The sequence below is a fragment of the Auritidibacter sp. NML100628 genome, from assembly GCF_003185985.1.
GTDB lineage: Bacteria > Actinomycetota > Actinomycetes > Actinomycetales > Micrococcaceae > Auritidibacter > Auritidibacter ignavus.
Genome location: NZ_QHLP01000006.1, coordinates 87,985 through 107,674, shown reverse-complemented (window position 1 = coordinate 107,674; position 19,690 = coordinate 87,985). Strand labels below are relative to the sequence as shown.

Annotated in this window: 17 protein-coding genes and 1 pseudogene; 12 read left to right on the top strand and 6 right to left on the bottom strand. The window is 61.9% G+C overall.

The window, feature by feature from the left end; genetic code table 11:
* Nucleotides 1-5: 5 nt before the first annotated feature.
* Complete coding sequence (locus DCC24_RS06120; protein ID WP_110099037.1) at nt 6-794, bottom strand: ABC transporter permease; 789 nt, start codon at nt 792-794, stop codon at nt 6-8.
* Nucleotides 791-1,675 carry an ABC transporter ATP-binding protein gene (locus DCC24_RS06115; RefSeq protein WP_110099036.1) on the bottom strand — a complete coding sequence of 295 codons (885 nt, stop codon included), beginning with the start codon at nt 1,673-1,675 and terminating at the stop codon, nt 791-793. The genes DCC24_RS06120 and DCC24_RS06115 overlap by 4 nt, the downstream gene beginning before the upstream one ends.
* Nucleotides 1,676-1,902: 227 nt before the next feature.
* On the opposite strand from DCC24_RS06115, the gene DCC24_RS12625 reads away from it, so the two are divergent.
* The 3 genes from DCC24_RS12625 (at nt 1,903) to DCC24_RS06100 (ending at nt 3,122) form a co-directional block, all read left to right on the top strand.
* Nucleotides 1,903-2,037 (top strand): plantazolicin family TOMM peptide, encoded by a 135-nt coding sequence (locus DCC24_RS12625; protein WP_110099035.1) that lies wholly within the window; start codon nt 1,903-1,905, stop codon nt 2,035-2,037.
* A gap of 85 nt (nt 2,038-2,122) precedes the next feature.
* Nucleotides 2,123-2,779 carry a hypothetical protein gene (locus DCC24_RS06105; RefSeq protein ID WP_136089238.1) on the top strand — a complete coding sequence of 219 codons (657 nt, stop codon included), beginning with the start codon at nt 2,123-2,125 and terminating at the stop codon, nt 2,777-2,779.
* Nucleotides 2,772-3,122: a transcriptional regulator gene (locus DCC24_RS06100; protein WP_110099033.1), complete on the top strand. Its 351-nt coding sequence runs from the start codon at nt 2,772-2,774 to the stop codon at nt 3,120-3,122. Before DCC24_RS06105 ends, DCC24_RS06100 begins: the two co-directional genes overlap by 8 nt.
* Nucleotides 3,123-3,478: 356 nt before the next feature.
* Here DCC24_RS06100 and mobF read toward each other — a convergent pair whose 3' ends face one another.
* Complete coding sequence (gene mobF / locus DCC24_RS06095) at nt 3,479-6,946, bottom strand: MobF family relaxase (protein WP_233492003.1); 3,468 nt, start codon at nt 6,944-6,946, stop codon at nt 3,479-3,481.
* A gap of 205 nt (nt 6,947-7,151) precedes the next feature.
* Between mobF and DCC24_RS06090 the strand changes: the two genes are divergently transcribed.
* On the top strand, nt 7,152-8,141 hold the full coding sequence (locus DCC24_RS06090; RefSeq protein WP_110099031.1) for an IS5 family transposase: 990 nt from the start codon (nt 7,152-7,154) through the stop codon (nt 8,139-8,141).
* A 274-nt stretch (nt 8,142-8,415) separates the two neighbouring features.
* Here the strand turns inward: DCC24_RS06090 and DCC24_RS12050 are convergent, their stop codons facing one another.
* Nucleotides 8,416-8,568: a hypothetical protein gene (locus tag DCC24_RS12050; RefSeq protein WP_158524611.1), complete on the bottom strand. Its 153-nt coding sequence runs from the start codon at nt 8,566-8,568 to the stop codon at nt 8,416-8,418.
* Nucleotides 8,569-9,218: 650 nt separating this feature from the next.
* Between DCC24_RS12050 and DCC24_RS06080 the strand changes: the two genes are divergently transcribed.
* Nucleotides 9,219-9,419, top strand: a complete 201-nt coding sequence (locus DCC24_RS06080) for a hypothetical protein (RefSeq protein WP_136089237.1) — start codon at nt 9,219-9,221, stop codon at nt 9,417-9,419.
* Here the strand turns inward: DCC24_RS06080 and DCC24_RS06075 are convergent.
* The gene (locus tag DCC24_RS06075; protein WP_110099028.1) at nt 9,416-10,933 is read right to left on the bottom strand and encodes a recombinase family protein; all 1,518 of its coding nucleotides are present in this window, start codon (nt 10,931-10,933) and stop codon (nt 9,416-9,418) included. The genes DCC24_RS06080 and DCC24_RS06075 overlap by 4 nt on opposite strands.
* 78 nt (nt 10,934-11,011) lie before the next feature.
* On the opposite strand from DCC24_RS06075, the gene DCC24_RS06070 reads away from it, so the two are divergent.
* Complete coding sequence (locus DCC24_RS06070; protein WP_158524610.1) at nt 11,012-12,109, top strand: ATP-binding cassette domain-containing protein; 1,098 nt, start codon at nt 11,012-11,014, stop codon at nt 12,107-12,109.
* A 44-nt stretch (nt 12,110-12,153) separates the two neighbouring features.
* On the opposite strand, the pseudogene DCC24_RS06065 reads toward DCC24_RS06070, so the two are convergent.
* Nucleotides 12,154-12,459 (bottom strand): annotated as a pseudogene (locus DCC24_RS06065) (recombinase family protein); the annotation flags it as partial.
* A gap of 97 nt (nt 12,460-12,556) precedes the next feature.
* Here DCC24_RS06065 and DCC24_RS06060 point away from each other — a divergent pair.
* The 6 genes from DCC24_RS06060 (at nt 12,557) to DCC24_RS06035 (ending at nt 19,678) form a co-directional block, all read left to right on the top strand.
* Nucleotides 12,557-13,915, top strand: a complete 1,359-nt coding sequence (locus DCC24_RS06060) for an IS256 family transposase (RefSeq protein WP_110099026.1) — start codon at nt 12,557-12,559, stop codon at nt 13,913-13,915.
* Nucleotides 13,916-14,054: 139 nt separating this feature from the next.
* Nucleotides 14,055-14,297, top strand: a complete 243-nt coding sequence (locus DCC24_RS06055) for a CopG family transcriptional regulator (RefSeq protein WP_110099025.1) — start codon at nt 14,055-14,057, stop codon at nt 14,295-14,297.
* Nucleotides 14,298-14,840: 543 nt separating this feature from the next.
* Nucleotides 14,841-15,833, top strand: a complete 993-nt coding sequence (locus tag DCC24_RS06050; RefSeq protein ID WP_110099024.1) for a D-2-hydroxyacid dehydrogenase — start codon at nt 14,841-14,843, stop codon at nt 15,831-15,833.
* 31 nt (nt 15,834-15,864) lie between these two features.
* Nucleotides 15,865-17,277, top strand: a complete 1,413-nt coding sequence (locus tag DCC24_RS06045; RefSeq protein WP_110099023.1) for an amidase — start codon at nt 15,865-15,867, stop codon at nt 17,275-17,277.
* Nucleotides 17,278-17,645: 368 nt separating this feature from the next.
* Complete coding sequence (locus tag DCC24_RS06040) at nt 17,646-18,653, top strand: putative oxygenase MesX (protein ID WP_110099022.1); 1,008 nt, start codon at nt 17,646-17,648, stop codon at nt 18,651-18,653.
* Nucleotides 18,650-19,678 carry a methionine synthase gene (locus DCC24_RS06035; protein WP_110099021.1) on the top strand — a complete coding sequence of 343 codons (1,029 nt, stop codon included), beginning with the start codon at nt 18,650-18,652 and terminating at the stop codon, nt 19,676-19,678. Before DCC24_RS06040 ends, DCC24_RS06035 begins: the two co-directional genes overlap by 4 nt.
* Nucleotides 19,679-19,690: the final 12 nt, after the last annotated feature.

Below are 19,690 nucleotides of genomic sequence, written 5' to 3'. Positions count from 1 at the left end.
ATCTCCTAGGCAGACAAGCGATACTCGCGGTCGGTATCGCGTTTGACCAGCAGGACGGTTGTCAGGAAGGTAAGCGCTGTCCACGCCACCCAGCCGACGAGGCCCGCGACTGGAAGCCCGTCGGCAAAGCCTGCCGCCCAGGTCACGATCTCCAGCGCGGAACGCGACGGTAGCGTAAGGGAGATGGCGTTGAGCCAGTCCGGAAAAATCATGGGAGGAAGGAACAACCCTCCCCCGAAAGCCAGGAGAAGCATGAGGACCTGAGCTAGAGCGACTGCGGCCTTTGAACCACTGGAGTATCCGATGATCATTCCGATGAGCATGAAGGGCACTGAGGTCAATATGAGCGAGAAGACAGCACCGATGGCAGGTATTGCCGATAACCGTGCTTCAGTGGTGAATGCTGCCAGTAAGGCCAGTGGAAGAACGGAACCTAGGGCAAGGATCCCTGATGAGATTAGGTACGAGACAATCCGCGCGGTTTCCGTGGTAGGAAGCGATCGGGTATAGGAGCCCCAGGGGCGCTCTCGGGCCTGGGCGACTTCGACGGCGAAGTGGAACAGGGAGTTCGCGAGGATGCCGAATATCGCCAGTGCAAGTACAGCTTGGGTTGCGCTGTCTGGATTCGTCGCGACCTCCCGCTGAGGAATCACAAAAAAGAGAAGTCCCATACATGGCGCGGCGAGGGTCATGAGAATGCTGACGGGAATCCTGACGGCCTCCGTCAGCTGAAACCTTGCCTGAACGAGCGCGAGTGCCAGCGTGGGCTTCAGCGGCCGAATGGTGTCTGTCATTTTGTCTCCGTCAGGTTACGAATGATGTTCTCCAGCGAATCTCGAGTGACCTCGACTTTGTCAAGGGTGCCAAAGTGGCGACGCAGTTCTCCCAATGTCAGATCAACGTTGGTGGTCTTGATCTCGAAAGCCCTTTCTTGGGCGTTCTGGGCGACTCCGCTCTCTAGCCACGAAAGATCTTCGGGCATACTCGCTTGTACAGTTATCGTGACCGTCTGGCTGCTGTCGCGTATGTCATTGACTGATCCGTCGGAAATGATCTGACCCTGGTGTAGAACGACGATGCGCTCGGAGAGCTGCTCGATATCTTCCATGTAATGCGAGGTCGTAACTACGCTGGTGCCCCTGTAAGTCTTGGCCCGGATGATCTGCCACAGACGTTCGCGAGCTTCGGAATCTAAGCCGGTCGTTGGTTCGTCAAGGAGAACGAGGCGGGGATTTCCTGCGAACGCGAGGCAGGCGCCGACAAGGCGCTTCTGGCCGCCGGAGAGGCCGCCGACCTGCTTGCGGGCAAGTGTCCCGAGGTCGAAGTCGCGGATGAGATCTGCCGTAGGGACCGGGTCGTGGTAGTGGGCTCTCACGTATCTGATGACTTCATCGACGCGTGCGGTATCTGGCAGGCTCAGGGCCTGCGGCGCGACGCCCAACTCTGTCCGGAAGCGTGCCTTGGTCGGGGGGCCTCCGAAGAGCGCGACCCTGCCGCTGGTGGGGCGACGGAGACCCTGGATGATGCTGAGAAGTGTTGTCTTGCCCGCGCCGTTACGCCCGACGAGACCGATGGACTCACCGGTGCCAACCCGCATCGAGACCTCATCTAGGACCGTCCTAGTTCCGTATGTCTTCGAAACCAACGCACAGTCAACGAGAGTCGAAGTAGTCATGCCTCGAACCTATAGGGCCACCGTGCGATACCGCAAGCCCCGTAAGGCAAGGCACCCTGTGGTGCAAAGCGACGGGCCGGTCTGGTAGCTCGAGTGGAGGTCCGTTCACTAGCTACGAGCCCTGCGATGCAAGGTGGCTGGCTTGACAGGCTGGGCTGGGTCGGAGAGACTCTCGATGAGAGGGTCGCCCGACCTCTCATCCGCCTGATCAGAGAGTGAGGTTCGCTATGGAACTCGGCAAGGTTCCCGCTGCGGCGTCCATGACAGTCACGTTCTTCGGAGAGGGCCAGCACCTCTTCGAGCCCATGGCGGCGCGCTGCACCACCACCACGATCATCTCCAGCTCTTCGTCCTGCTGGTAGATTTGATCGCAAAAGACGGGACCTTGGGAGTCTCCAACCGGAGACTCCCAAGGTCCCGTCGGTGGTGCGATGGGAGGCGAGCTCGGTGATCGAAGAACAGCCAACAGAGGCCTCATCAGTGCTGCGTCGCGCTGCCGAAGTCGAGAGGCGTGCCCGCGAGGCGGTCTCAATCAACGAACCACTACTTTTCCTGGTGTGGGGTGCTGTCTACCTTCTTGGATACGGGGCGTTGTATTTCAATGTGCGCTGGGCTGATGGCAGTCCACCTGTTGTTGGGGCTGTTCTCTTCGGGGCAATGGGCGCCTTCGGGTTTATCTTCACTTTTACTGAAATTCGGAAGCGGTTTCGTGGGCTGCGAGGTGAAACCTACGAGACGGTAGGTAGGATGATCCGACTCTGGGGAGTTCTCGTTGTCGCCTGGATTGTGCTCTTGACCCTGGCGATCACTCAATACAGGGGCAGAGAGAATGCAATGGCCGAGATCGGTGCGGTATCAGGCGCGACAGCGACGTTGCTTGTCGGGGTGATGTATCTGCTGATCGCTAGTAACTTCCCGGTTTGGCAGACTGGGCTGGGTCTCGCTCTCGTGTCGGTAGGCGCCGCAGGGCTCGTTATCCCTCCGGAGCACTCGCCTCTTTTCGTTGCTGTTGGGGCGGGGGGCAGTTTCTTTTTGGCGGCAGCCAACAGTGCCGCTCGGCGGCGCCTCGATCGCATAGATCTAGGAACTCGTGGTCATGCCTGAACTAGCGGTGAACGAAGTCCTTCATGCTCCAGTGCGACTCAATATCATGGCCGCTCTAGCGAGCATCGGGCCGGGAGATAGGATCTCGTACAGTCGCCTCCAAGAGGTCCTTGAAGTGACGTCCGGAAACCTCACGTCGCATCTACGGAAGCTCGAAGAGGCCGGATACATTCATCAGGAGAAGCGCTTTGTGAAACGCTCCCCTGTCACGGAGGTCAGACTATCTAAGCGGGGCCTTCGTGAGTTCGATAGTTACATTGAGCAGCTGCGGGGTTTCCTGGATGGCGTCGATGAGTGCAGGACACAAACATCGGGGCATCCTCATGATGCAAGGACACGTTAGTGCGGAAGTTGACATGTTCGCCTTAGGGCTGCCGGTGGGTGAACTCCGCAAGGTAAGGCATGTGCCGTGAAGTTTCTTAAGGGGAACTAGATTTGGCTTTCGTTGCTGCGTCGACTGTGTGCTGACGCTGCTGGCCACCGCTACGGCGATTTCGGTGATGCGGCGCGTATGCCACTAAGCCGGTCACGTTTCGCAGGGCCGCTGCGATATCTATAAGTGACTATTGTGCGGGGCGTAGTGTTTGGCCAATCGGCACACTTGGGGAAATTGCCTGTTTCATAGAGACCGTGCGCCGTTCCGCCCCAGCGGAGTGTTCTTCTTGTGGGGTCCTACTTGTCGGGCCGTCGCTGGACATCTCATAGGCCGTGCCCTGGCCTTTCGTGATCTGGACCGCTGGTGAGACGGGACTCGTGGATGAACGAGTCACGGAGCTGCTTCTCCCTCTCTGTCGCTTGTTGCCGGGGGTGCTCCTGCTCGGCCTGTTTTGCCTCGATCCGACGCGCGGCCTCGTTGACCGGAAGGGTGCGTAGTTCATCGGCCTCAGCACGGATCGCCGTGGCTCGGGCACGAGCGTCTTCAGCTTTGCGGTGGGGGTTGAGCATGAGGGCACCTGCTCGGTCATGGCGGACACGCTCAGCCCCATACTCACTGACCAACAGCGCCAGGTGCTCCTGTTCATGGGTCTTCTGCATAGCCTCACGTTCACCTCGGGCCGCTTCGAGGTTCTGCACGGTCTCGGTCACGCGGGGGTCGGTCTCAGCGCGTGCCGTGGCGACGGTGCGCGCCCATTCCGGGAGATGATCAGCGCTGCTCGGGGGGATGCCCCATTCGCGGCTGACCCGACCACGCAGTACTTGAGCCTGTTCAGTTGCGGCCTTCTGCTCGGCACGGGCCTTGCGCCTGCCGAACCTGCCCACAGTCGAGAGCCGGGCGCGCGCAGCGGCCTCGGCCTCAACAGCGGCGAGGTAGGCGGCACCATCGTGTCTAGCCTGGATGGTGAACGGCTGAATGACCTCGGCGCGTATCCGCTGGGCAGCTTCCTCGGCCTTGCGGAGCACAGCGGCGCTCTGTTCGTCCTCTGTCCGGTGTGCAGCACGTTGGGTATCAAGGCGTGCGGCGATCTGCTCCCACCGTTGTGCCTGCCGTTCTGCGCGTTTGGCCGCGTGGTCGAGCCGGGCGAGTTCCTGGGTGACCCTTTGTATGGGGCCGTCTTTGACGAGTCCGCGCACCGCTTCTTGTGCGGTACGGGTGGCGTGGTCGAGGCCCCCGTCGGCGGGGTCGCGTTCCATCGCTTCGATGAACTGAGCCCGCGCATCTGCGAGGTCTTCGGCGACGATGTGGAGGTGGTTGGTCTGGCGGCCTCTGGTCATGCTCACGTAGACCCCTGCCGCGCTGGTGGCCTCCGAGAGTATCGTGTGGGAACCGTTCACGGTGGTGCCTTGGACGCCGTAGGCGGTCGCGGCATAGGACAGGTGCGCGTGCTCACCTACATACTCAGGCGGCAGGGAGACAGTCCGGGGGGTCTTACGCCCGCTTCCGGCTTCGCGGGCGTAGACGGTGCCGTCGTCCGCGACGTGCTGGACGATCCACTGCTGCCGGTTCGCCACCCCCAAGCCGGTGTCGTTGCGGCGGGTCTGGATGAGGTCACCGGCTCCGATGGGCAGCCCGTCACTGCCGGTGGCGGTGACCGTGTCCTCAACCTCACCGCGTTCGACTTTGCCGGTGCGGATGCGCTCGTTCAGCTCCGCTGCTTCATCATTGGTTGCTACGGTGATTGCCTCGCCGTCCTGAGCATGACTGGTGATGTGCTCCCGGGCGGTCTCGTCGTCGGCGTACAGGGTTACCAGTCCCATTGCGGTGAGCCGGTCGAACACGTCGCCGGGGTCGTCACGGTCTCGCATAGCCAGGGTCAGTGCCGCGTACTCAGCATCCGAGAACCTATGCAGCTCGGTCATGTCGTAGGTGCGGCCTGTGATCTGTGCGGCCATCTCCAGCACCCCGCCCCTGCCTACGGCCGGGAGTTGTGCACGGTCACCGACGAACGCGACTGACGCCCCCGCTTCGGCGGTGATGGTGAGTAGGGCGTGGGCGGTGTCTTGGTCGAGCATCCCGGCCTCGTCCACAATCACCCGCTCACCGCGCGACAGCACCGCGTCCTGGGGCGGCCCGGTGTAGGTACCGCCGGTCTCAGGGTCAGTCTCACCAGGGGTCAGGCGCGTCCATACGCCATCAGAGTTCCACCGCCACCCATGGGCATGCACCAGAGCGGCAACACTGGTAGCAGACACCCCAAGTTCCTCCTGGGCGACCTGCGCGGCCCGCAACGTGGGCGAAACCACCCGCGAGGCTCTATCTTGTTCGGCGGCGACTTGGATTGCGGCACCGAGCATCGTGGTCTTGCCCGCCCCGGCTGCGCCTTCGACGACCACCAACGGATCAGACGAGGCCACCGCAGCCGCCGCGACGCGCTGCCCCTCATCCAACCCGGCAGCTTGGGCGGCTTCGGCCACGTCCGGGTGCTCCGGCTCCCGCTCCGGGGTTGCGGTGGTGAGTTGGTCGCGTAGTGCGGTCTCAGCAGTCACCACGCTCAGACTGGTCAGATGGGCCACATGTCCCGGTGCCGGTGCCTCCGGTGGCAGCACAGAGAAGCAATCCGAGTCCGCCAGGTCGGTGGTCAGGGCGATGAACTCCCTCAACTCTGCTGGTGTTGCGTGGATGCCGTGTTCGGTGGTGATCCTAGTGACCTGCTCCTGAACGGTATGCCGCGTCCACGCGGAAGCACTCGCGGCGCAACGGTCCAGTGCACGGCTGGCGACCTGCTGCACCGACAGCTCGTCCAACCGCACCGGGGGTTGCACCGCCTGACGTTCGAGACCCTCGGGGTGGTATCCGCCCTCGCGGAGTTCCTGTACCCACCACTGCTCGTCCTTGAGGTCCGCCGGTTTCTTCCCCGGGCGCTGGTGACTCCAGGCGATGGTCTGCAACCGCGCCGACATCACCGGACCGAGTTCTTCCCCGGGATGTGCGGCCTCCCATTCGGCTTCGAGCCGGTCAAGGTTGCGCTTGATCTGCGCTGACCGCTTCGACATGACCGTGTTGAAGGGCTGCAACTCCGTCACCTCACCCGACACGGGGTCCAGGGTCAGCCCGTGCTCCGCGAGGGTTTCGGCGAGCTGCGGGTGTGCGGCGATCACCGCCGTGCCCATCGCGCGGATCGCGCCCTGCTGCTTGAACAACGCCGCCGTGTCGAGCGCCCGCCACTTCCCAGCCGCCCAGACTCTCGTGCCGATCTGCATATGGATATGCCGATGCGGATCACCAGCACGAGAAGTCTTATGCCCAATACCCACCACCTGCATCCGCTCAACAGGTATGACCTCCCGCGCATCCCTCGGCCCCACCCGGGTCACCGAGTGCCGGGCAAGCCAGCGACGAATCTCCGCCAGCGCGTCCTGCTGCGCAGCATCCAGGGCTTCAGATACTTCGGGGTGCAGGGCAGCGGCGACCGACAGGCTCTTCGGGGCGTTGATCGTCATCTCCGCGAACAACGGCGACCCCCGCTGACCCTCACCCGGACCACGCGGTCTACCCATCTGCTCACCGGTGATCGGCTCTCTCCAGTCCACCCACCCCTCATACTCAACCGCCGACAGGAGACGACTGGCGGCGACCTCCCCATTGGTGTCGAGCACCGCGTACTCGGCCACGGCATCGTCCGCCCCGAGGTAGTACTCATCCGCCCCGGAACGGTCAGCCTCAACATACCGGCGCGCGGCAGCACCGTTGCCGCGAAACAGGATCACCCCACCCTTCACCCCGGTCACCGCCTCCCCGACAAGTGGGCCTCTTGTCAGGGAGGTGCACACCACGGCCCCGCCGTGGCATACGTGCATCAATGAATCAATGAGCCTGGGCGGGATCGGCGGAAACTCAAGGAACTTGGGTGGGGCGTCTTAGGGATGCGCTGATTTATTGGGTAGCGCGGCCTGCCTGACGGCTCGCCCTGGGGTGGTGTTGGGATCATGGGGTATGGCCAGCGATCAGCTCTCTTTCACGGATATCGAGTACGGCAGGCGGCGGCGGGTCTCCAAGCGTGAGCAGTTCTTGGAGACGATGGATGCCACGATCCCGTGGAAGACCTGGGTGGGGCTGATCGAGCCGCACTACTACGCCGATACCCCGGGCAAGCGGGGCCGGAAGGCCAAGCCGATCGAGACGATGCTGCGCATGTACCTCCTCCAGGGGTGGTTCTCCCTCTCCGATGAGGGCGTGGAGGACGCGATCTATGACTCCTATGCGATGCGCAAGTTCATGGGCCTGGACTTCGCTGTTGAGGATGTCCCGGATGCGACCACGCTGTTGCACTTCCGCCACCTCCTCGAAGAACACGATCTGGGGGCGGCGTTGCTGGCGGCGCAGAACGAGATCTTCGAGACCGAGGGCTGGATCATGCGCGGAGGCTCGATCATCGATGCCACCCTCATCGCCGCACCGTCATCGACGAAGAACGCCACCGGCAAGCGGGATCCGCAGATGCACCAGGTCAAAAAGGGCAACCAGTGGTACTTCGGGATGAAAGCCCACATCGCCACCTGCGCCGCCACCGGCTATGTCCACACCATCACCGCCACCGCGGCGAACGTCCATGACCTGGATCAGGCCGCGAACCTGGTCCGGGATGATGACGAGGTCGTCTATGTCGATGCCGGCTACCAAGGAGCCGCCAAACGCCCTGAGATCGCCGGCGATGAGCGGCTATCGAAGATCTCCTGGCGCATCGCCGCCAAGAAGGGCGTGCTCAAGACCATGGCCGGCCCGGACCGGGCCGAGCAGTCCCGTCAGGCCGCGATCCGGGCCAAGGTCGAACACCCCTTCTTGATCATCAAACGTGACTTCGGCTTCACCAAGACCCGCTACCGCGGCATCGCGAAGAACCTCAACCACCTGGCAGTGCTCTTCGCCTCAGCCAACTGGTTGATGAGAGCCCGCGCCGTCGCCCTGACTCCAGCGGCGGCATAGCGCCAGCCTGCCCGAAAACGCCCCCACAGCCCCGAAAGCAGGGGCCAGGGGCCAACATCGGAGGACGCTACGCGCCCCTCAGAGCCAGATCAGACCTCCGCGGGCCAGCAATGGCCCATAGATCAGCGCATCCTTAGGGCATCGTGGACGGTTCTGTTCCAGGCGATGATGGTGACCTAGTCGCAGGTGGTTTGGGCGGGATGCCCGAGGCGGTCGCGGGTGTTGAGGACCTGCTGGATGTGGGTGAGCTGCTCCTCAACGCTGTAGGTGATGGTCAGTACAGTGCGTTCCGGGTTGTCAGGGCAGCGTGGTCGATGCGGGCGGGGACTTCTGGAGCGATGGCACTGATTTCAGCGAAGGGCTCCCCGTGTTTGAACACCCCGAGACCGCGTAGCCAGATACTTCCGCCAGCACGCCCGTATGCCACCTTCGGAGTGCAGACAGCAGGTTGCCAAGAGGTTACGTTGGTCCTGCCCGAGGTGTCAGCGGCAGATCCTCACGCCGCAGGGCAGGGACGGAGCACGTCGGGAGTGAAGGTGCTGGTGGGACGGTCCCGCCACCGTGGCAGGACCGTCCAGGAACCCTGAACTGAGGTCGAGTTGAGCCGGTTCACGGGGGTGGAAAATGTGCACCCCCGTCGTGACCTGGGACGATGTGATTTCTGACCTCTGAGGATGCCTTCCGCCATGGTCGGCCCGGCTGGCTGCTGCTGACTGTGCTGGGGTCGTGGTGGTGGAAAATGTCCCTCACCATCGACGGGGCCGGAAAATGTCTGTACCCGTCAGCAGCCTCCGTGGTCCCGGCGAATCGCCGGGACCGTTCCCGCCAGGGACGATGCCTACCAGGGGTCGCGGTACCGCCGACTCGACGGGAGCACCTGACTGACCGTGTGGCCAGCTGTCTGGCTCTGCGCTGATGCTGTTATCAACGGGAACGCAATATATGCAGCTCCGTCCATCCCCGTGGAGGGGTGGATGCCACCAGTGTAACTCACCTGGGCACAACATCTAGGGTCGGTGGCGCATTTCGGTCCCTCATGTTGTGTCTGCCCAGGTGTGCTGGGTGCACCTGGAAGGTATGAGCACCACCAGTCGCACGGAGTCTCCGGCCACCCTCACCCCAGTCGGGGAGCAGGGCGTCAGTGCTGAGGAACAAGCCGTGATCGAGACGGTCGCTGCGCAGACAGCCGCTCGGTTGGGACCGTTGATTGATGAGCACCTGCGCCTGGTCCGCCACGTCCTCGACAACCACCAGCAGCAGCGGCAGCGTCGGGGCTAGTAGCGGAGGTTGATGATCACTCGGGTGGGGTCGAAGAAGTTCCAGCCCTTGGTTGCCGAGGTCACCCGCACATCCAACACGGCCTTGATGATCCGGCGCTTCTCCCGGACCGGCAGCGACTGCCAGGAAGCGCGCACGTCCTCACCGGAGAGCAGCTGGCGCAGCCCCGGGTCGGTCACTGGTGGGATCATTGCCTTCCTCGCGGCGTCGATCTGTGGGCGCAGCGTCTGTTCGATGCGAGTCAGCACCTCTAGGGGCAGCTCGCCTGCGGCGTAGCGGTCTGAGGCGTCATCCAGCCGGGCTTGCAACTCGGCTAGTTCCTGCTGGGCGGCTTCCATCCGCTGTGTCCAACTGGCCTCACCGTCAGCGGTATCACCAGTAAGCCGAGCGAGGGTCTCCGGGGTGGTGAGAAGGTTCAGCAGGGTTTCTTCGACCAGCGCATCAGCCGGTGCTTGGACGATGACGACCTTGTAGCAGCCGGGATACTTGCACGTATACCGGCGGCTCGGGGCAGGGGTCCCCGGGTCGCCGTAGCGTTGGACGCTGCGCTTCAACGTCCTCCCGCAGTAATGACACTTCGCGATATGCGACAGCAACGATTTCGGTTGATTCTGGCCGAAGTGCACCCGCCGTCCGGGGTCGTTGAGGATGCTCTGTATCCGTTGGAAGTCCTCCCAACTGATCAACGGCTCCCAGGCCGCGTCCCCGATCACTTCGCCTCGGTAGACCCGCTTGCCCGCGATTGTCGGGTTCTTCAGCAACTGGCGCACTGTCGATGGAACCCACCCGGCGGTGTTCTCCTTCCGTGGCCCTTGCGGCAACGGCTCCCCGGCCTTCTCCAAGCCCATGGCGATCGAGTTCAACGACGCACCAGCCAACACCTGCTCGGCGATATCGCGGACAATCTGGCCCGTGTGCGGGTCAGGCTCCTGGCGAATCAGCTCCCGGGTCTTCTCGTCATACACCCGCCGGTAGCCATAAGGCAGGCGCCCGTGGGGCTTGCCCTTCTGCGCCCGCAACCGCGAGGTCCGCAGCTGGCGTTCCCGCATCGTGTTCGCATCCGCTTCAGCGCGCAGGAACTCAAAGCCCATCATGAACGCATCATCAGAACGGTCCAGGTCATAGACCCGCCCATGAGTCATGTACAGCACCCCGTACTGCTGAAACGCCGCCCGAAGCTGGACGTAGATCGCCAGATCGCGACCCGCCCGAGAGGGCTCCCAGGAGACCAGCGCCCCGTACTTGCCCGAGCGGATCAGCTCTAAGGCTTCCTCCCAGCCCTCACGCTCCCGTGTGCGCCACTGCGAAGCCGACCGATCGGCGTCCTTGATGACGTGCGCGACGCTCCATCCCTGCTGCGCGCACCAGGTGCGGCAGTCCTCGATCTGATCCCCGATCGAACGCTCCCGCTTGGTCCGATCCTTCGAAGCCCGCCCGTAGACGATCGCCTCCACCGGACCCCGGCTGATGCCATCGTGTCGCTCCGCTGCTGTGGTGGTTGTCCTGGTCTCCATGACAGATAGGTGCTCCCATGCTCCCTACCCCCTCTCCGAGAGCTCGACGAACCCACCAACCATCTGGATGATGACGGAGTGGATTTCCTCAGCGGTTTGGTGTCCAACTGGCGAGGACCTGTGCTGATTGCCAGCCACGACCGGGCCTTTCTGGATCACACGGTACGGTCGCTGATCGATTTAGATCCTGCCCCACAACCGCATCAACTTAACGAGGCCGAGGATCAGCTCACGACCAGGGGGATCACCCGATTTACGGGCACATACTCTGACTACATCCAGCATCGACGTGACGCTCGACGGCGCTGGCAAAACCAATACGACCAAGAACAAGCCCAGCTAAAACGGCTCCGAGCGGCAGTGGACCAAAATCAAGTCGTCGGCCACGAGGATTGGAAACCCCGCACCGAAATTCGGATGGCCCAGAAATACTATGCCGATCGCAACGCCAAAGTCGTGGCCCGTCGAGTCAATGACGCCCGATCCAGGTTACGAGAGTTAGAACAGCGTCAGATCGTGAAACCTCCACGCGACCTGTCCTTCCAGGGTCTCGGCGCCGCTTACACCACCGGGCCACACTATGCCCCTGACGAGGAGCTTATCCGGGCAACGCAGGTGGCAAGTACACACCGGCTGGCCCCGACCTCGCTGGCGATTACCGCGAATGACCGGTTGCTGATTACCGGCCCTAACGGGGTCGGGAAATCCACGCTGCTTGCCATCATGGCTGGTCAGCTAGCACCGGATCACGGCACCATCATGCGAAAACCCGGTCTGGCCGTCGGCCTGCTCACGCAGGAAAGCGACTTCTCAGCATTTGCTGGTCAGACCGTCCAAGCGGTCTACGAACAATCCGTTGGATCAACCGTCGCAGGAGCAACCCCTTTAGCAACGTTTGGGCTGTTGCATCCCCGCGACCACACCCGCTCGATCGACAGTCTCAGCATCGGACAACACCGCCGTCTGGCCCTGGCCATCATTCTGGCCGACCCACCCGAGGTGCTCATGCTTGATGAGCCAACGAACCACTTCTCGCTGCCGCTGGTCACCGAGCTCGAAGCATCCATAGAACACTACCCCGGAGCAGTCATTGTCGTGTCGCACGATCGATGGCTCCGCAATCACTGGAACGGCAGAACACAACACCTCACCAACCCGGATGCGTCGGAGAGCTAGTGTTTCGAGAAGCTCACGGCACAGAATTTTCAAAGACGGTCGCTTCATGCTCCGATGCCGAGAACCTTTTTCCCGTCGAGACGGAGTTCCCCTGTCGGGGAGACGTGGCGGTAGAGGGTTTGGCGGGTGACACCGAGTTCTTTGCACAACTCACCGATCTTGGTACCTGGCTGACCCATGGACGCCATGGCGAGCAGGACTTTGGCTGGGGTCATTTTGTAGGGTCGTCCATCTTTGCGGCCACGTCCCCGCGCTGACGCCAGTCCGGCCTTGGTGCGTTCGGAAATCAGTTCGCGTTCAAACTCAGCCAGAGCAGCAAAGATTCCAAAGACCAGCTTGCCGGAAGCGGACGGTAGCGTACGACACTACTGATCATCCAGGTTTCAGAACCCGTCAGGGGGGTGTCAGATGGGTTGTGTATGGGGGCCTGTCTGAAAGGATCTGTAGATGAGTGAAATTCATGAGCGTTGTGAGCGGCTGTCTGGTGCTGATGTTGTTGCTGAGTTGAAGGCCAGCGGAGCTCTGGATGGGTTGTTCGCTCGGATCGATGCCGGTGAGATTGAGTTGACTGGTGATGGCGGGATGATCCCGGTGTTGATTCGTGAGGCTTTGGAACGTGGCCTGCAGGCGGAGATGACTTCGCATTTGGGCTACGAGGCCGGGGACCGGGCGGGTAAGGCGGTCACAGGCAAGCCGGTGAACGCCCGGAATGGTTCGTATACCAAGACCGTGGCCAGTCAGGTCGGAGATATCGATATCAGTGTGCCCAGGGATCGGGCGGATTCGTTCGATCCGGTCCTGGTGCCGAAGGACTCCAGGAAGCTGGGCGGGCTTGATGAGATGATCGTCAGCTTGTATGCCGGTGGGATGACGATCCGGGATATCCAGCATCACCTGGCGTCGACGATCGGCACTGAGCTGTCTCATGAGACGATCGCGAACATCACTGATGCGGTGCTGGATGCGGTCATGGAGTGGCAGAACCGGGCCTTGGAGGAGTTCTATCCGGTCATCTACCTTGATGCGATCCGGGTGAAAGTCCGCGACAACGGTCAGGTGCGGCCGAAGGCTGCCCACATCGCTGTCGGTGTCGATATGGACGGTGTCAAGCATGTGCTGGGCATCTGGGTCCAAAACACTGAAGGCGCCTCGTTCTGGGCGCACGTGTGCGCCGAGCTTGCCAATCGTGGGGTCAAGGACGTGCTCATCGTCTGCTGTGACGGGCTGACCGGCCTGCCAGAAGCGATCGAGGCGACCTGGCCGGACTCGATGGTCCAGACCTGCGTGGTGCACCTGATCAGGGCAGCGAACCGATTCGTCGCCTACCGGGACCGTAAAGCCGTGTCCAAGGCGCTCAAAGCGATCTACACCGCCGCCAACGAAGACACTGCCCAGACAGCGTTAGACGAGTTCGCAGCCTCTGAACTGGGGCAGAAATACCCCTCAGCGGTCGCGACCTGGACCAACGCCTGGGACCGGTTCACTCCGTTCCTAGCGTTCCCGCCAGCCCTTAGACGGGTGATCTACACGACGAATGCGATCGAGTCGCTGAACTATCAGCTGCGCAAGATCACGAAGAACCGGTCCCAGTTCCCCACCGATGAGGCCGTCGTGAAACTGTTCTGGCTAGCGATCTGCAACATCGAGGACAAACGAGCCCGTGAACGCGCCAAAGAACGCGGCAAACCCGCCCACCAGCGCAAAGCCGCCGGACGGCTCATCGAGGGCCAGCAGACCACGAACTGGAAACAAGCCCTGGCCCAGCTCGCTGTGGCCTTCCCCGACCGCATGGAACCCTACCTGTGAAAACCGTCCCATACACACTCAAGTTGACAAGCCCCATGGTGTCGCTAGCCCCGTCAAACACCGGCGACCCGACCAGATGCCGGCCCATTGGCTGCTACATCGCAGCCAACCACCTTGCCCGTCGCTACCGGGAGGACCGATGACCAAGAAAAACATGACCCCAGACGAAGAACACGCCTACTACGCCAACCCAGACAACCAGACACCCCAAGGGCCACCAGTTCGCCGTCGCGCCAAGCTCAGCGAACCAGTACCCGTATGCCTTCCAGAAGACACCCTCACCGAGGTCCGCAACCGCGCCGCCGACGACCGATCCGTCTCCAACTGGATCCGCCGAGCCATCGAGCACGAACTCACACGCCAAGCCAGCGAGATCCAGTGAGCGAGGCTCGTAACCTCACTCGATCATACCCCGGTGAGAGGAGATAACGGTGAAGAGGATGAGCATGCAACCTGTACATCCCGTTACATTGACGACTGGGGGCACACGATCATGCCTAAGAACCGGACCGGCCTACCTTTCATCCTGCCGGATTCCAGGTGTACTTATAAGCTAACGGGGCGATGTACGGCCTCTGGCACTTTCCGAGATAGCGTTTGTACTCAAAGTCGGACCCCGCAACGTGCCGGCGGCGCGGCGAGACTGAAAAACGATAGCGACGTCGTCGATTGGCCAAGACCGGAGTGACGAGTAATCTACCGGTCGGAGTGACCACGTATCGATAGCCACGTATTGATCGTGCGCGGTCGACATCGGTGGGAAGGGCCCCCGCCGTGGCATGTCGGTCAGGCTAGGAAATAAGCCGCAGAATGCACATTCACGACTCAGGATCATAGCTATCGTAGCGTCGCACCGTTGCCTCTAATACTGGCTCTCAATAAGCCTTGTTGACAGCCTCCACACGGGGTTTCTAATGTGTAATTTATGTCACAGTCACGTGCGGTGTTGACGATTCTCGTCCCCTCCGACCGGGAACATCCCAGCCCGGTCCCTGCCGGTCTGGAAAGGATCGAAGACCGAGCCGAGGTTCGGTTGTCCACTGCCGAGCAACTGCCCGAAAAACTCCCCGGAGCCCACGGACTGTTGTTGTGGGATTTCTTCTCCGATGCGCTCCAAAATGCCTGGCATACCACCGAGCACCTGCAATGGATCCATGTCGCCGCGGCCGGTGTGGACACGCTCCTCTTTGACGAACTACGTGACTCCGAAGTGACCGTCACCAACGCCCAAGGCATCTTTGACCGGCCTATTGCCGAATGGGTGCTCGGCGCGATTCTCGCTGAGGCCAAGGACTTTGCCGACAATTACCGGCTGAAAACCACCAAGTCGTGGAAGCATCGGGAAACCACACGGGTCGCAGGCGCCAAGGCCCTGGTGATCGGCACCGGCGCGATCGGACGAGAGATCGCCCGAATGTTGCGCGCCGCCGGACTGAACGTCACCGGTGCGGGTCGACGCGCTCGCGACCACGATGAGGACTTCGGCGAGGTGGTGCTTTCAGAAGATCTCATCGGCCACGTCGGAGAGTTCGACGTGATGATCAATGCGGCACCACTGACCCCGGCCACCACCGGGCTCATCGACGCCGAGGTGCTCGCCGCGGTCAAACCAGGGGCTCATGTGATCAATATCGGTCGCGGGCCCAGTGTGGATGAACCGGCACTCATCACAGCACTGCGTGACGGTCCCTTAGGTTTTGCCTCACTGGATGTGTTCACTGAAGAACCCCTCCCACAGACCTCAGAACTGTGGGAGTTGGACAACGTGATGATCTCATCGCATATGTCCGGGGATGTCACAGGCTGGCGCGAGGCACTGGCCGAACAGTTCCTCGACAACGCCGAACGCTGGTTGGCCGATCAGCCGTTACACAATGTCGTGGATAAGACCGCCGGCTACGTGCCGGGTGTGGGCTAGCAACCGGTGGGGCGATGTGACAGGAGCAGGCATGACCGATCTCGCCGAACTCAGCGCCAGCGAGTTAGTGCAAGGGTACGCCCAAAAAGACTTCACCCCGGTTCAGGTCACCGAAGCCGTACTGGATCGGATCGACCAGTACAACGGGGATCTGAATGCCTTCGTGCTTGTTAACCGGCCTGTGGCCCTGTCGATGGCCGCAGACTCTACCCGACGGTGGAAAAACGGGGAGCCCCTGGGCCCCGGTGATGGTGTGCCCACCTCAATCAAAGATCTGCTCCTGACCAAGGGTTGGCCCACGTTGCGCGGTAGCCGGCTCATCTCCGAAGACGGGCCCTGGCCCGATGATGCGCCCGCCGTGGCACGGTTGCGCGAAGCCGGTGCGGTCTTTATCGGAAAGGTCACCACCCCCGAGTTTGCTTGGAAGGCCCTCACCGACTGCCTTCGCCACGGAGTCACCACCAACCCGTGGGATATTTCGCGACACGCCGGAGGATCCTCCGGTGGGGGAGCAGCAGCGGTCGCCGCCGGGATGGGGCCCTGGTCGGTGGGCACCGACGGTGGTGGCTCGCTACGTATTCCGGCGTCCTTTACCGGCACAGTCACCCTGAAACCGACCTACGGCACGGTGCCCCTCTACCCCTCCTCACCCTTTGGAACCTTAGCCCACGGTGGGCCAATGACCCGCACAGTCACAGATGCCGCGGTGATGATGGACATCATCTCCGGTTTCGACTCCCGCGACTGGTCGGCCCTGCCGACCCCCATCGGATCATTCACCGAAGGACTCGACGACGGGGTTCGCGGCGTGCGGATCGCCTATTCTCCCACCCTCGGTTTCGGGCGCAACGACCCTGAGGTGCAACGCCTGGTCGAGGACGCGGTGCACGTGTTTGAAGACCACGGAGCCCACATCGAGCAGGTGGATCCCCCGATCAGTGATCCGATTGAGCCGTTTCAGCTGTTGTGGTTTACCGGAGCCGCCAAAGTGCTTCAAGCCTACGGCCCCAACGCCCTGGAGGCTATCGATCCTGGGCTGCGTGAAGGAATCGAGAAATATCACCACGCCTCTGCACTGGACTACCTCAGCGCCCAAGCCGTGCGGATGGATCTGGGCATGACCATGGGTGCTTTTCACGAGACCTACGACCTGTTGGTGACACCGACCATGCCGATCACCGCCTTCGACTGCACCCGTCAGATGCCGGTCGACTGGGATGGCGAATTCTGGACCTCGTGGACCCCCTATACCTACCCCTTTAATATGACCCAGCAACCGGCAGCCTCTGTTCCCTGCGGTGTGTCATCGGCTGATGGGCTCCCGGTGGGGTTGCAGATCATCGCGGCCCGCACCCAGGACCGGCTGGTGCTGCGCGCTGCCCGAGCCTACGAACAGGCCGCAGGTGAGCAATTCGTACGGCCGATCCGGCCTCACGCGGCCTAAAACCCGCGTCGAAGCGCGTTATGCAACGACATGTTACTGCCCAAACGGCGAGAACTGGCAGGGGCTGACATGATCGAAGAGACCGTTGAGCGTTTGTGTAGGCTGGTGCCCAGCAGCGCGCATGCGAAGCCTCGCGCCTGGCGATGAACTGACCGGGCACCGCTGCGAACACTCTTGTACACAGCCGTGTGCTCCTAGTGTGTGTTCACAGATGCGAGGGCGCTCTAGGGGCAGTGACCTATGAAAGGACAGGAGCCCGGGCTTCGCGTCCAGCGCTTGGCCTCGGGCGAGTGCATTATGCGTCTGATCTCTTCTTCACACCTACTGATTCACCGCGAGGCTCCGGGTGCTGTGGTGGTGTTGCCACGATGACAGCGATAACTTTCACCCTGAATCACACTCGCTTTGACGAGAACTACCAGCCACTGGACGGTACCCGGCTGACCACCAACTTCGCCAATCTGGCCCGTGGTGAAAACCGTGAGCAGAACCTGCGCACTGCCCTGCGTATGATCGATGATCGGTTCAATGAGTTGATCACCCAGGGTAATGCCAGTGGCAACCGCTACCGAGTCCAGCTCGAGATTGTCTCGGTGGCCATCGATCTGCCGTCCCAGGACGCTGAGGAATCCTCTTTCCCGGTGATCGAAATGCTACAGACCACCGTGATCGACACCCAGACGCGGCAACGCATCCCTGGGGTGGTGGGGAATAACTTCTCCTCTTACGTGCGTGACTACGACTTCAGCATCCTGGCCCGCCAGTACGCCGAACGCGACGAGCCGTTACCGGAGGACTTCGGGGTACTCCACGGCAATATTTTCAAGGGCTTCGTACAGTCCGAGGCCTATCAGCAACAGTTCAGCAAGCTACCGGTGATCTGCATTAGCGCCTCGACCAAGAAGACCTATCACCGCACCGAGAACCAACACCCGGTGCTAGGAGTGGAGTACCGGCAGAATGAGTTCTCGCGCACCGATGAGTACTTCGCCAAGATGGGGATGGCAGTCCGCTACTTCATGCCACCGAAGAGTGTTGCCCCGCTGGCGTTCTACCACTTCGGTGATCTGGAAGCCGACTACACCGATCTGGAACTAGCCTCCACGATCGCAACCATGGAGACCTTCCAGCGGATCTATCGACCCGAGATCTACAACGCTCACACCCCGGCTGGCGAGGTGTATCAGCCCAGCCTGGAACACACTGACTTCTCGCCAACCCAGGTGGCCTATGACCGGGAGGAACGCTCCCGGCTCGGTGTGGAACAGGGCCACTTTGCCCTGGAGAAGCTCATCACCCCGCACCGGGAGACCTTGGAACAGTGGTCGTCGCAGTACGCCGACCACCACCCGCACGCACAGGGAGCCACACGATGACGAAACTTCTACCCACCACCTCCGCCGGAAGTCTGCCCAAACCCTCCTGGCTGGCCGAGCCAGAAAAACTCTGGTCGCCCTGGCAACTGGCAGACGAGGCACTGGCCGAAGGCAAACGCGACGCGCTCTTGCTGGCCCTGGCCGAGCAACGCGGTGCTGGCATCGATATCGTCAGCGACGGCGAACAGACCCGCCAGCACTTCGTGACCACCTTCATTGAGAACCTCAACGGTGTGGATTTTGAAAACCGCAAGGTGGTCCACATTCGGGAGCGCTATGACGCCTCGGTGCCGGTCGTTGTCGATGAGGTCACACGCAAAGGACCGGTGTTCGTCCAGGACGCCCGGGAGCTACGGGCCCACACCGAAGCAACGATCAAATGGGCGCTGCCCGGCCCGATGACCATGGTCGATACGTTGTATGACGACTACTACGGTAGCCGGGAGAAGCTGGCCTGGAAATTTGCCGAGATCCTGAATGAAGAAGCCAAAGAACTCGCCGAAGCCGGAGTGGATATTATCCAGTTCGATGAGCCGGCCTTCAACGTGTTCTTTGACGACGTCAAGGCCTGGGGCGTGCAGGCGCTGGAGCGGGCTGCCCAAGGGCTGAGCTGTCAGACCGCCGTGCATGTCTGTTATGGCTACGGGATTGAGGCCAATACCGAGTGGAAGAAGACGCTCGGCGAGGAATGGCGTCAGTATGAGGAGATCTTCCCCCAGATCCAGCAGTCCAGCATTGATATTGTCTCGCTGGAAGCTCACAACTCGCACGTGCCGATCGAGCTCATTGAGCTGGTGCGCGGCAAGAAGCTGATGGTGGGGGCGATCGATGTGGCCAGCCATACCGTGGAGACCCCCGAAGAGGTCGCTGACACGTTGCGCCAGGCCCTGAAGCACGTGGATGCCGAAAACCTCTGGGCCTCCACCAACTGCGGGATGGCCCCGTTGCCACGGGATGTGGCCCGAGCCAAGCTCCGTGCCTTGAGTGCTGGGGCCGCGATCCTGCGAGAAGAACTGAGCTCCTAACCCCATACCGGC

What these genes read in the sequence shown, in the direction of transcription:
- DCC24_RS06120 (WP_110099037.1), bottom strand. Translation starts at nt 794, where the DNA reads ATGACAGACACCATTCGGCCGCTGAAGCCCACGCTGGCACTCGCGCTC.
- DCC24_RS06115 (WP_110099036.1), bottom strand. Translation starts at nt 1,675, where the DNA reads ATGACTACTTCGACTCTCGTTGACTGTGCGTTGGTTTCGAAGACATAC.
- DCC24_RS12625 (WP_110099035.1), top strand. Translation starts at nt 1,903, where the DNA reads ATGGAACTCGGCAAGGTTCCCGCTGCGGCGTCCATGACAGTCACGTTC.
- DCC24_RS06100 (WP_110099033.1), top strand. Translation starts at nt 2,772, where the DNA reads ATGCCTGAACTAGCGGTGAACGAAGTCCTTCATGCTCCAGTGCGACTC.
- DCC24_RS06090 (WP_110099031.1), top strand. Translation starts at nt 7,152, where the DNA reads ATGGCCAGCGATCAGCTCTCTTTCACGGATATCGAGTACGGCAGGCGG.
- DCC24_RS06080 (WP_136089237.1), top strand. Translation starts at nt 9,219, where the DNA reads ATGAGCACCACCAGTCGCACGGAGTCTCCGGCCACCCTCACCCCAGTC.
- DCC24_RS06075 (WP_110099028.1), bottom strand. Translation starts at nt 10,933, where the DNA reads ATGGAGACCAGGACAACCACCACAGCAGCGGAGCGACACGATGGCATC.
- DCC24_RS06060 (WP_110099026.1), top strand. Translation starts at nt 12,557, where the DNA reads ATGAGTGAAATTCATGAGCGTTGTGAGCGGCTGTCTGGTGCTGATGTT.
- DCC24_RS06055 (WP_110099025.1), top strand. Translation starts at nt 14,055, where the DNA reads ATGACCAAGAAAAACATGACCCCAGACGAAGAACACGCCTACTACGCC.
- DCC24_RS06050 (WP_110099024.1), top strand. Translation starts at nt 14,841, where the DNA reads ATGTCACAGTCACGTGCGGTGTTGACGATTCTCGTCCCCTCCGACCGG.
- DCC24_RS06045 (WP_110099023.1), top strand. Translation starts at nt 15,865, where the DNA reads ATGACCGATCTCGCCGAACTCAGCGCCAGCGAGTTAGTGCAAGGGTAC.
- DCC24_RS06040 (WP_110099022.1), top strand. Translation starts at nt 17,646, where the DNA reads ATGACAGCGATAACTTTCACCCTGAATCACACTCGCTTTGACGAGAAC.
- DCC24_RS06035 (WP_110099021.1), top strand. Translation starts at nt 18,650, where the DNA reads ATGACGAAACTTCTACCCACCACCTCCGCCGGAAGTCTGCCCAAACCC.